Here is a 10,292-nt window from a genome sequence, read left to right as displayed (position 1 = left end):
GCGCGGGGGGCGGGCGGGGGGGGGGCGGGGGGGGCCTGGGGGGGTCTGGTTGGGGCGGGGCGGGCCCGGCCCCCGGGGGTGGCAACCCCGGCGGGGCGGGCCGGGGCGCAAGCCGTTTAACGAGGCCTAGAAGCTCTCAGGGCCACGGCCTCCGCGACGAGCCGGGAGACGCGATGGGCGCGGGCGCGGAGGAGCCCGAGGTCGCCGCCCTTGAACGCGTCGCCGAGCAGCGGTCCGCCGAGGCTCACGGCCACGGCACCGGCCTCGATCCAGTCGGGGGCGGTATCGATCGCCACTCCCCCGGACGGGATCACGGCCAGATCGGGGAAGGGACCGCGGAGCTGACCGATGTAGCCCGGTCCGACAGCCGAGGCCGGAAAGAGCTTGACTCCCGCGGCGCCCAAGCGCCAGCCCGTGTGCAGTTCCGTGGGGGTGAGGCCCCCGGGATAGATGGCGACGCCGCGCTGCACGGCGTACTCCACGATCTCCGGATACGTCACGGGGGTGACGAGGTACTCCGCGCCCGCGCTGATGGCGCGCTCGGCCTCGTCCACAGTGGTCACCGTTCCCACGCCGATCTCGGCGGCATCGCCGAAGCGCGTCCGGAGCCCGGCGAGCTCGTCGAGGACGCCCTGGGTGGTCAGGGTCAGCTCGATGGATCGCACGCCGCCGGCCACGAGCGCGTCCACGATCGGCGCGTACTCACTCGCGTGGCTCGCGCGGAGCACAGCGATCACCGGGTTCTGCGCCAGCACCGGCGAGAGCGGCAGCCGGCTCGTCATAGCCGCCCCTCGAGGGAGGGTTGGGCCAGGTCGAACTGGCGGACGAACCCTTCGATGAGGACCTCGAATGACGCCGTCACCGCGCGCCGATCGCCGCAGATCACATAGTCGTAGAGGATTCCGACGACGGCGGCCACGAACGCCCGCCCCCTGACCGCGGCTTCCTCCCGCGGCAGTCCCTCCTGCTCCAGCCACGTAGACAGGAAGTCGCACCATCCGAGGTAGCCGACGGCGGTGCTGCCGCGGGGGTGGTCAGCGACGGCGTCCTGAACCGCGGCCTCGAATTCGAGCCGCTGCAGGTGGCGCCCGCGGTCCTCGAGCGTGGAGGCGAAGACGGCGCGGGCCCACAGCACGAGCTCGGGGAGCGAGAGGCGGTCGCCGCCCGGGTGGTGGAGGTCGAAGCGAGCCTCGATCCCACGGATGATCTCGGCGACGAGGTGTTCACGGTTGCCGAAGTGGTAGACCAGCACGTAGCTGCTGATGCCCAGACCGTCCGCGAGGCTACGGAACGTCAGGTCCGCGAGCGTCCTGTCCAGCAGGAAGTCCAGAATCTGCTCAAGAAGCTCCGTCTTCCGCTCCGGCCGCGGCGGTCTTGCCATAAACCATTCCTGTTCCGACCGTCACATCTGCGTGATCGGATCTTCCCCGTTGTGACTCACTTCTCGTGATCCTACAGGGAACGTTCAGGAATCCCGGCCGGCCACGCCCTCAGCGCCGGCGGGAACCGTGCTCGGAGACACCGCCGCGCGAGCGTCGGAGAACCGCTGGTTGAGCCGCGAGTGCCGCTGCCCGTAGGAGAAGTAGATGACGAGCCCGACCGCCAGCCACCCGACGAAGTAGATCCACGTCTCGACCGCGAGGTTCGTCATGAGGTAAAGGCACAGCAGGGCCGAGACGATCGGGAGGACCTTGCCGAACGGCACGCGGAACGACGGTTTGAGGTCAGGCCGGCGCCGACGGAGCACGATGATGCCGAGGCTCACCACGACGAACGCCGAAAGCGTGCCGATGTTGATCATCTCCTCGAGCAGGTCCACCTGCGTCAGTCCGGCGACGAGCGCCACGAGGACGCCGCACAGGATCTGGAGGCGGGCGGGAGTGGACCGCTTGTCCGACGTCACCGACAGCGCTCGGGGCAGCAGGCCGTCGCGGCTCATCGCGAGAACTACGCGCGCCAGGCCCATGAGAAGGACCATGATGACCGTGGTCAGGCCCACGAGCGACCCGAACGCGATGACCTTCGCGGCACTCGTGTTGCCGACGGCCTCGAACGCGGTGGTCAGGGTCGGCTGGTCCGCCGCTGCCAACGTGGTGTACGGGACCATGCCAGTGAGGGCGAGCGAGACGAGGATGTAGAGGAGCGTCACGGCGCCGAGGCCGGCGAAGATGCCGCGGGGCAGAGTCTTCTGCGGGTCCTTGACCTCCTCGGCACTCGTGGCGACGACGTCGAAGCCGATGAACGCGAAGAACACGAGGGCCGCACCCGCGAACACGCCGAACAGCCCGTACTGGGCCGGGGCGGCGCCGGTCGAGAACGCGAACAGCGACTGCTTGAGGACGGCAGTCCCGTCCGAGGCGTGCGAGGGCACTGCGTCGGGCACGAACGGCGCGTAGTTCTGGGCCTTGACGTAGAGGAAGCCGACCACGATGACGAAGAGCACGACGGCGATCTTGACGATCGTGAAGACGTTCGCCACGCGGGCAGACAGCTTCGTGCCGAGCACGAGCAAGACCGTGAAGATCGCGACGATGAGGAACGGCCCCCACACGAGCTCGACCGGGCCCAGCTGGATGCTGGCCGGGACGTCGAGGCCGGCCAGGGCGAACACCTTGCTCAGGTACAGGCCCCAGTACTTCGCGACCACGGCGCCGGCGGTGAAGAGCTCGAGGATGAGGTTCCAGCCGATGATCCACGCGAGAAGTTCGCCCATCGTCGCGTACGTGAACACGTAGGCCGAGCCGGCGACGGGGATCGCCGTCGCAAATTCGGCGTAGCACATGATCGCGAGCGCGCAGGCCACGGCCGCGATGGCGAAGGACACCGTCACGGCCGGGCCGGCGAAGCTGGCCGCCGCCTTCGCGCCGACGGAGAAGATGCCAGCGCCGACGGCGACCGCGATCCCCATGATCATGAGGTCCCATGTGCTGAGCGAGCGCTTGAGGCGCCGTCCAGGCTCGTGGGCGTCGGCGAGGCTCTGCTCGATGGGCTTGGTGCGGAGGATCTGCATGCGACTTCCTGGCTCGCGGGTAGGGCCTTTTGGCCCCAAAACAACCCGTTAACCTTAGGGGTCCATCACGTGGGACGTTCAAATCGTCTCAGGATACGGACCCATGGCGGGCCCACAGTAGGCCCGCCGGCCCGACGTCAGAATCCCGCGGCGTTGGACACGGCGCTGCTCCCCTGGCGGAGCACAGCCGTTCCGCTCACGCTCGCAGGCGCGACGGTCCATCGGAGACCGAGCTCGGGAATCTGCGCGCCTCCAGTGAACGGGGCGGCGCAGGTCATCGACGCTGTGCCCAGCGCAACCAGCGGGGCATTGCAGCTCCATCCCGAGGTTACCGATGGCGCCAGAAGCGTGGACTGGTAGCTGACCGTGACCACAATCTCCGTGCCCAATGCCGGGGCGTTCGCGGGGGTCGCCTTGAAGTCCACGGCGTCGACGCCGGTCTTGGAGGCCGTCAGGCTGTAGAGCACCCCGATGCTGCTCGGGCTCGCGCTGCCGGAGCTCGCCCCGCCTGATGGGCTCGATGCGGCTGAGGGCGCCGGGCCGGACGGCGCCGCACCGGCGGGTGCCGTCGTCGTGCCTGGCAACGCCGCGCTGGGCGCAAGCGGCGCCGGGAGTCCCGCTGCGGACGGCGTGACCGATCCGGGCGCCGTGCTCGGCCCCGGCTGGTCCTTCGCCTGCGCGGACTCGGGCACCGAGGACGACGACGGTGACGCAGCCCCGGAGGACGACGCGGCACCGGAGGCGGCAGCGCCTGAAGCCGCTGAGCCGAACGCACTGCCTCCGGCGTCCGACGCCTTCGGCGGGGCTGCCTCGGCGGAGGGCAACGTCGTCGTGCCTTGGCCCAGCGAGGCGAAGGCGACGCCACCGGCGAGCGCGACGGCCAGCAGGGCGCCTCCGACCACCGCGGAGCGCCGGTCGACCTTGCTGAGGCTTCGGCTGAGCCAGTCGGCGCCAGCCGTCCCGCCTCCCGCAGCGCCCGCGGCGACGAGCTCGCCCGCGGCGGGCGCCGTGAACGGGAGCGCGGTGACGAGCGGGAAGACGACGACGCGGAGGGCGAAGCCGACGTCCTCCAGCTGAAGGAGGGCGGCCGAGCAGTGAGGGCACTGATCGAGGTGCTCGCGGACCGCCTGGGTCTTGCGCTGGCTCAGGCTGTTGCGGGTGTAGGCCCCGAGCTTGTCCGCGTACGCCTGGCACTCCTTGGACACCGCCTCGGAGGCGACGTGCGCCTGCAAGTAGGCCTGGCGAAGGCCTTCCCGGGCCCGGACTGCCAGCGCGGAGACTGCGTTCGGCGAGAGCCCGAGCATCGGCGCGACCTCCGACGGCTGCAGGTCGTCCACCTCGGTGTACCAGAGTACCGCCTGCCAGCGCTCGGGCAGAGTGCGGAAGGCGCGGCCGACGGCGTCGGTCTCGAATCCGGCCAGGACCGGGTCGTCGTAGGGCTGCTCGCCCTCGTACCGGGCCATGTCGTCGCTCGGGTTCTCACGCTGCGCCGTGAGGTTCCCGCGCGCCGCGAGCCGGGAAATGCAGGTGAACAGATAGGCTCTGAAGAACTCCTGCGGCCCGGAGCCGCCATGAAGGGCGGCGAGGACGTTGGCAAAGCCCTCCGCGGCGAGGTCTTCGGCGTCGCTCGCGTTGCGAGCGTAGCGGCGAGCGAGCCCGACGGCGGCAGCATGGTGCCGCTCATAGAGGCCGGCGTAGGCATCAGGGTTGCCGGCGCGAACAGCGGCGATCAGCTCTGCGTCACTCGGCGCCGACGTGCTGGGGGAATCGGCACTTACGGTCATCCATCGTCCTTCCTGTGTCTGACGGTTTCAGGGACGAAAGTGTCGATTCTACTAGGTGCGGGATTCTACGAGGTGCGCCTAGCCCGCGTTCCTCCGGGAGATCCGGACCATCTCCTCGCGCGGCACCACCTTGACGCGCTCGCGCTGCACGGACGCCCCCCGCTCGGCCGATTCCGCGGTGAATTTCTCCCCGAGCGCCTTCTCGTGGGCGTCCAGCTCGTTCCAGCCCTCCCACGTCGTGTACTCGACGCCGCGCTCCTCGAGGAGGTTGATGATCGCGCTCTCGTCGGGGTTCTCGGCCTCGGGCAGCGAGTCGCGGTCCTCGAGCAGGCAGCCGATGGTCTCGAGGGCGTCGCCCTTCGTGTGGCCGATCAGGCCCACGGGACCGCGCTTGATCCAGCCTGTCGTGTAGACGCCAGCGACCGGAGTGCCTTCGGCGTCCAGGACGCGGCCGCCGTCGTTCGGGATAACTCCCCGGTGCACGTCGTACTCGAGCTCGGCCAGCTCGGAGCCGTGGTAGCCGATGGCGCGGTACACGGCCTGAACCGGGTAGTCCTCGAACTCGCCGGTGCCGCGGACGTTGCCCGTGCCGTCGAGCTCCATGCGCTCAAAGCGGACCCCCGCGACCTTGCCCGGAGTCTCGGGAGAGTCATAGATCTCCACCGGGCTGTGCAGGAAGTGCAGGTGGAGCCGGCGGGACGCCCCCGTGTCCTGGTCCTCGGCGATCCAGTTCGCCAGCGTGTTGACCATCGTCTTGACCTGATTGTTCGTGCGGATCGCCTCGTCGGACGCCTCGTCGAACTCGAAGTCCTCCGGGTACAGCACGATGTCCACGTCGCGGGAATGCGAGAGCTCGCGCAGCTCGAGCGGGGTGAACTTGACCTGGGCGGGACCTCTGCGGCCGAAGACGTGCACGTCTGTGACGGGGCTGCGCTTGAGCGTCTGGTAGACGTTGTCCGGGATCTCGGTGACAAGGAGGTCGTCGGCGTGCTTCGAGAGCATGCGGGCCACGTCGAGGGCCACGTTGCCGTTGCCGATCACGGCGACTTCCTTGGCTTCGAGCGGCCAATCCCGTGAGACGTCCGGATGGCCGTCGTACCAGGAGACAAAGTCGGCGCCGCCGAAGGACCCCTCGAGGTCGGCGCCCGGGATGTCGAGCTTCGCGTCCTTGATGGCTCCCGTGGCGAAAATCACGGCGTCGTAGAAGTGGCGGAGGTCGCTCAGCGTCACGTCGCGCCCATACGTGACATTGCCGATGAAGCGAATGTCACCCCGGTCGAGGACCTTGTGCAGCGCGTTGACGATTCCCTTGATCCGCGGGTGGTCGGGGGCAACCCCGTAACGGATCAGCCCGTAAGGGGCCGGATACTGGTCGAAGAGATCAATGCTGACCTCGACGTGGCCGCCCTTGACCTCGTTCGACTTCGTCAGGATGTCTGCCGCATAGACACCAGCGGGGCCGGCGCCGACGATGGCGACGCGCAGGGGCCGATCGGCAGAAGCGTTGGGCACAGGAGTTCCTTCCAGTGGCGGGCGGGCCGGGTTGGGCGCGCAGCCTCCTATTGTAGTTCGGGTGCAGAGTTCGACGCTTCTGGGGCTGGGGCCCGGCGTCATCCTCGCCGTCGTCCTCCTCGCGGTCCTCGCGGCCGCCGTGCACCGCTGGGCGCTCGACGGCGGATGGGCGCCACCGCACACGGCGAGCGCCCGCGCCGTGGGCCAGCTCGCCGTCGTCGCCCTCCTCGTCTCGCAGCTGGGCCGGAACCCCTGGCTCGCGCTCCTGTTCGCCCTCGCGATGTTCGCCGTTGCCGTTCTGACCGCGGGGCGCCGAGTCGACGCGAGCCGCTGGTGGTGGGCCGCGGCGCCGATCGCCGCCGGCGTCGTGCCCGCCGCGGTCATCCTCCTGGCCACCGGTGTGCTGCCCTTCGACGGCCTCGCGCTCATCGCGCTGCTCGGCCAACAGGTTGGCGGAGCGATGACGACGACGGGCGTCGCCGGCCGCCGCATCCTCGCCGAACTCGCGCTCCGACGAGGCGAGGTGGAGGCCGCCGTCGCGCTCGGCTTCGAATGGAGCCCCGCGCGCCTGCTCATCGCACAGCACACCGCGCGCGAGGGCCTCCTGCCCATCCTCGACCAGACCCGCACGGTCGGGACCGTCACGCTGCCGGGCGCGTTCGTGGGGATGGTCCTCGGCGGCGCCGATCCGATCGAGGCGGCGATCGTCCAGCTAGTGGTGCTCGTCTCGCTCGTGGCCGTCGGGTCGATCGCCGCCGCCGTCGCCCTCCGGCTCTGCGCCGCCGGGATCTGGGGGAACCGGAATAGCTGACAGGACCAATGCCGTTGTACGGTCGTGACCGTGAAGCCCGAAGCCCGCAGCCAGACGACGACAGGACTCCTCTACGGAATCGGGGCGTATGGCCTCTGGGGGCTTCTCCCGCTCTACTTCGTCACGCTCGCGCCTGCCAACCCTGTTGAGATCGTCTCCGACCGCGTGATCTTCTCCCTCGTGGTGTGCCTGGTGCTGGTGGGGGTGACGCGTTCGTGGAAGGCGCTCAACGCCGTCTTCCGCTCCGGACGGATCTTCGGCGCGCTCGGCGTCGCCGCCGTGCTGATCGCGATCAACTGGCTCACGTATACCTACGGTGTCCTGAGCGGTCAGGCCATCGAGGCCTCGCTCGGGTACTTCATCAACCCGCTCGTCAGCGTGCTGCTCGGGGTCCTGGTGCTCAAGGAGCGCCTCCGGCCGCTCCAGTGGGCCGCGGTCGGGATCGGCTTCGTGGCCGTCCTCGTGCTGAGCGTCGCATACGGGCAGATCCCGTGGATCGCGCTCATCCTCGCGTTCAGCTTCGGCTTCTACGGCCTCGTGAAGAACAGGGTCGGCGCCACCGTCGACGCCGTCACCAGTCTCACCGTCGAGACCGTGGTCCTCACGCCCTTCGCGCTCGCTGCCGTGCTGTGGCTCGCGGCCGCAGGTTCCCTGACCCTCCTTGGCAACGGTCCGGGCCACTTCTGGCTCCTCGCGGCGAGCGGCATCATCACCGCCACGCCGCTGCTGTTCTTCGGCGCGGCCGCCCGACGGCTGCCCATGACGACCGTCGGCATGCTGCAGTACATGGCTCCGCTCCTCCAGTTCATCCTTGCCGTCACGGTTCTCGGGGAGCACATGGGCCCCGAGCGGTGGGCCGGGTTCGGCATCGTGTGGCTCGCCCTCGTGGTGCTCACCGTGGACATGCTCGTCTCGACGGGTCGGCGCCGGGCCGCGGTGCGGGCGGCCGAGGCCCGGGCCGAGGCGGCGCGGGCGGCCTAGCTGACGGGAGCCAGTGGGCGTTGGCGGTCAGACCGTCCCTTGGCGGCTCAACCGTCGTTTCTGCGGGACGGTCATGCCGTCGAGGGACGGCTTCACGTGCTCCGACCTCAGCCGGCAAGCCTTCGCGCCCGCTCAAAGGCCGCAAGAACTCTTGCAGGAACCACCCCGGGGTTTGAGAGGTCAGCCCATCGGGCCCTCACGAGGGTCCAACCTTCGACGACCAGCGCATTCTCTCCCCGGCGCTCAGCGAGCAGGACGTCAGGGGTCGGACGGTAATCGAAGTACTTCGATTCCCCGTCGAACTCCAGAATCACCATCAGCTCAGGCCACGCGAAGTCGGCCCGGAACACTCCCTCGGCCGTGGGAATCTCGAATTGGAGCCGAGGCGCCGAGAGACCGGCCGCCACGAGCGCCAAGCGGGTGCGGCTTTCCCCAGGAGATTCCGAACGCGGGTCGAGCAGGCCCAGCAGATCCTCAAGCCGGCGCAATCCTCGCGCTGCCTCGGTTCGTTCCGCCGCGTCCCGGATCCCTTGAAGGTTCGCGCCGGGAAAGCTATGCGGCATCACGTCCCGAGCATGGCTCGCCCTCGAAACGGAATACGGGACGGTCACGTGAACCCGTTCGTCGTTGGCCCACGTCGCGCAGCGCAGCAGCCGGGCCGCCGAGATCGCGGCGTACGTAAAGGCCGCGGCGAACTCGAATCAAGACTCCTTCCCGCACCGCGGCGGTGAGGGCCCGGTGGTCGACGCCTGCAACCTTGAGCTGGGTAGAGGGGAGAGCCACGAGGCGATGGGAGACGCTATGTGGACAACCCGTCAGTCTGCTGCGCTGGCGTTCTTTCCGAAGCCCGAGCCCAAGACTCGCCGGAAGAGGCTCCCGCTCAGCCACGTGTGAGCGCCGAGGTACGCGGCGGCGGCGAGGGCGCCAAGCACGGCCACGAGGATGATGGGACCGCCCGCCACATAGGTGATCAGCGCGGCGAGAGTGCCGGCGACCATGGCGTTGAAGGCCGCGAGGAAGAAGGTCGTGCTCGAGATCGCATGCAGGACCAGCGGCCGCCGGGACCCAAGGGTGTAGGTGAGCGCGACGCCTTCGGGGTCGTCGCGGGCTGACGTCACGAACCGGTCCACCACCTCGGGCGCGAGTTCCCCGTACGCCCCGCGAATCCGGTTCATGCCGACGACGAGGCGGTGGTCCTCGAGGCTCCCGATCGTCACCCGGAGCAGGGTGAGCGTTCCCAGCACGAGCAGTGCCGACGACAGCCCGATCGCCATCACCCAGAATCCCGTCCCGAACCCCGTGGCCTGCGCGACGAGGGCCAGCACCACGAGGGCAGCTGACGAGACGGTCAGCTGAATGCTGATCCGGCTCATGAGCTCGCTCCAGAGCATGCTGCGCGTGCCGAGGAGGCTCCAATGCTCGGTCGCCAGCAATTGGGCGACGACGGCGGGCGAGGCCGAAGGCGCCTCTTCGCCGTCGGGGCGGACGTCGGCAAGGATCCTGGGAGGCGCAGCGTGCGGGTCGATGCTCACGTCGAGCCGCTCGCCGTCGTCGTCCGCGCGGTGATCCCGGTGATCTCGACGCTCGTGCTGCCGCGCAGCCCGCACGCCACGGTCGAGACCTCGAACGTCTCGAGCACGAGTGTCCGGAGCTCTTCGGGGTCCGCGTCGCCGCTGATCTCCACGTTGAGGACGATCCCGGTCGAGGCGGTCATGGTGTCGTCGAAACCGCCGTCGGCCCGCACCGTCACGGGCCCGAGACTCAGGCCGGCGCGCCCGGCAGCGGTGTGAAGGTCGTTGAACAGGCAGGTGGCGACGGCCAGATGCAGCACGTGGCCGCCGGTGGGCAGCGCGAGGGAGATACGGGCGGCGCCGGTCTTGTGGTGGGCAATCAGGAGGTCGGCCGTTGAGGCTGGCGCTGGCTCATCACGCGGATCGGCCGTCGCAATCGTGGCGGCGAAATCCATGGCTCTATCATGATCCGCGCCGCCGTCCCAGGCCAGAAGTTATCCGAGGGGATGCGACTCCGCGCGCTCGTATTCCAGCGGCACCACGACCATGGGCACCGGCAGCGCACGAAGGATCTTGTTCGCCGTGGAGCCGATGAAGAGCCGACGGTTCTGGGCAAGGCGGCTCGATCCGATGATGACGAGTTCGCCGTCCAGCCAGTCGATGCCGTCGACGGCCTCCTCCAG

Annotated in this window: 12 protein-coding genes; 2 read left to right on the top strand and 10 right to left on the bottom strand. The window is 69.4% G+C overall.

What is annotated here, in order from left to right:
- Positions 1 to 116: 116 nt before the first annotated feature.
- The 5 genes from ACTHL9_RS12230 to ACTHL9_RS12210 all read right to left on the bottom strand — a co-directional run bounded on the left by ACTHL9_RS12230 (position 117) and on the right by ACTHL9_RS12210 (position 6,306).
- A complete protein-coding gene (locus ACTHL9_RS12230) occupies positions 117 to 782 on the bottom strand; it encodes a bifunctional 4-hydroxy-2-oxoglutarate aldolase/2-dehydro-3-deoxy-phosphogluconate aldolase (RefSeq protein WP_440519426.1) in 666 nt (221 codons plus the stop codon).
- Positions 779 to 1,381: a TetR/AcrR family transcriptional regulator gene (locus ACTHL9_RS12225; protein WP_440519424.1), complete on the bottom strand. Its 603-nt coding sequence runs from the start codon at positions 1,379 to 1,381 to the stop codon at positions 779 to 781. The genes ACTHL9_RS12230 and ACTHL9_RS12225 overlap by 4 nt, the downstream gene beginning before the upstream one ends.
- An 84-nt stretch (positions 1,382 to 1,465) precedes the next feature.
- Positions 1,466 to 3,010, bottom strand: a complete 1,545-nt coding sequence (locus ACTHL9_RS12220; protein WP_440519422.1) for an APC family permease — start codon at positions 3,008 to 3,010, stop codon at positions 1,466 to 1,468.
- Between the two features lie 137 nt (positions 3,011 to 3,147).
- Positions 3,148 to 4,794: a sigma-70 family RNA polymerase sigma factor gene (locus ACTHL9_RS12215; RefSeq protein WP_440519420.1), complete on the bottom strand. Its 1,647-nt coding sequence runs from the start codon at positions 4,792 to 4,794 to the stop codon at positions 3,148 to 3,150.
- 78 nt (positions 4,795 to 4,872) lie between these two features.
- A complete protein-coding gene (locus ACTHL9_RS12210; protein ID WP_440519418.1) occupies positions 4,873 to 6,306 on the bottom strand; it encodes an FAD-dependent oxidoreductase in 1,434 nt (477 codons plus the stop codon).
- A 61-nt stretch (positions 6,307 to 6,367) separates the two neighbouring features.
- On the opposite strand from ACTHL9_RS12210, the gene ACTHL9_RS12205 reads away from it, so the two are divergent.
- Together ACTHL9_RS12205 and rarD are read left to right on the top strand one after the other, a co-directional pair.
- Positions 6,368 to 7,117 carry an ABC transporter permease gene (locus ACTHL9_RS12205; protein ID WP_440519416.1) on the top strand — a complete coding sequence of 250 codons (750 nt, stop codon included), beginning with the start codon at positions 6,368 to 6,370 and terminating at the stop codon, positions 7,115 to 7,117.
- Between the two features lie 30 nt (positions 7,118 to 7,147).
- On the top strand, positions 7,148 to 8,098 hold the full coding sequence (gene rarD / locus ACTHL9_RS12200; RefSeq protein WP_440519414.1) for an EamA family transporter RarD: 951 nt from the start codon (positions 7,148 to 7,150) through the stop codon (positions 8,096 to 8,098).
- A gap of 107 nt (positions 8,099 to 8,205) precedes the next feature.
- Here the strand turns inward: rarD and ACTHL9_RS12195 are convergent, their stop codons facing one another.
- The 5 genes from ACTHL9_RS12195 to ACTHL9_RS12175 form a co-directional block, all read right to left on the bottom strand.
- Positions 8,206 to 8,664 (bottom strand): hypothetical protein, encoded by a 459-nt coding sequence (locus ACTHL9_RS12195; protein ID WP_440519412.1) that lies wholly within the window; start codon positions 8,662 to 8,664, stop codon positions 8,206 to 8,208.
- Complete coding sequence (locus tag ACTHL9_RS12190; RefSeq protein ID WP_440519411.1) at positions 8,651 to 8,881, bottom strand: type IV toxin-antitoxin system AbiEi family antitoxin domain-containing protein; 231 nt, start codon at positions 8,879 to 8,881, stop codon at positions 8,651 to 8,653. The genes ACTHL9_RS12195 and ACTHL9_RS12190 overlap by 14 nt, the downstream gene beginning before the upstream one ends.
- A 32-nt stretch (positions 8,882 to 8,913) precedes the next feature.
- On the bottom strand, positions 8,914 to 9,705 hold the full coding sequence (locus tag ACTHL9_RS12185) for a hypothetical protein (RefSeq protein WP_440519409.1): 792 nt from the start codon (positions 9,703 to 9,705) through the stop codon (positions 8,914 to 8,916).
- Positions 9,627 to 10,064: an OsmC family protein gene (locus ACTHL9_RS12180; RefSeq protein WP_440519407.1), complete on the bottom strand. Its 438-nt coding sequence runs from the start codon at positions 10,062 to 10,064 to the stop codon at positions 9,627 to 9,629. Before ACTHL9_RS12180 ends, ACTHL9_RS12185 begins: the two co-directional genes overlap by 79 nt.
- 39 nt (positions 10,065 to 10,103) lie before the next feature.
- Positions 10,104 to 10,292: universal stress protein (locus tag ACTHL9_RS12175; protein WP_440519405.1), on the bottom strand; the 189-nt coding region annotated here is incomplete at its 5' end.

It is taken from the genome of Sinomonas sp., assembly GCF_051955515.1.
Classification (GTDB): domain Bacteria; phylum Actinomycetota; class Actinomycetes; order Actinomycetales; family Micrococcaceae; genus Sinomonas.
Note: the sequence above shows the minus strand (reverse complement) of the source record. Positions and strands in the feature narration are given on the sequence as shown.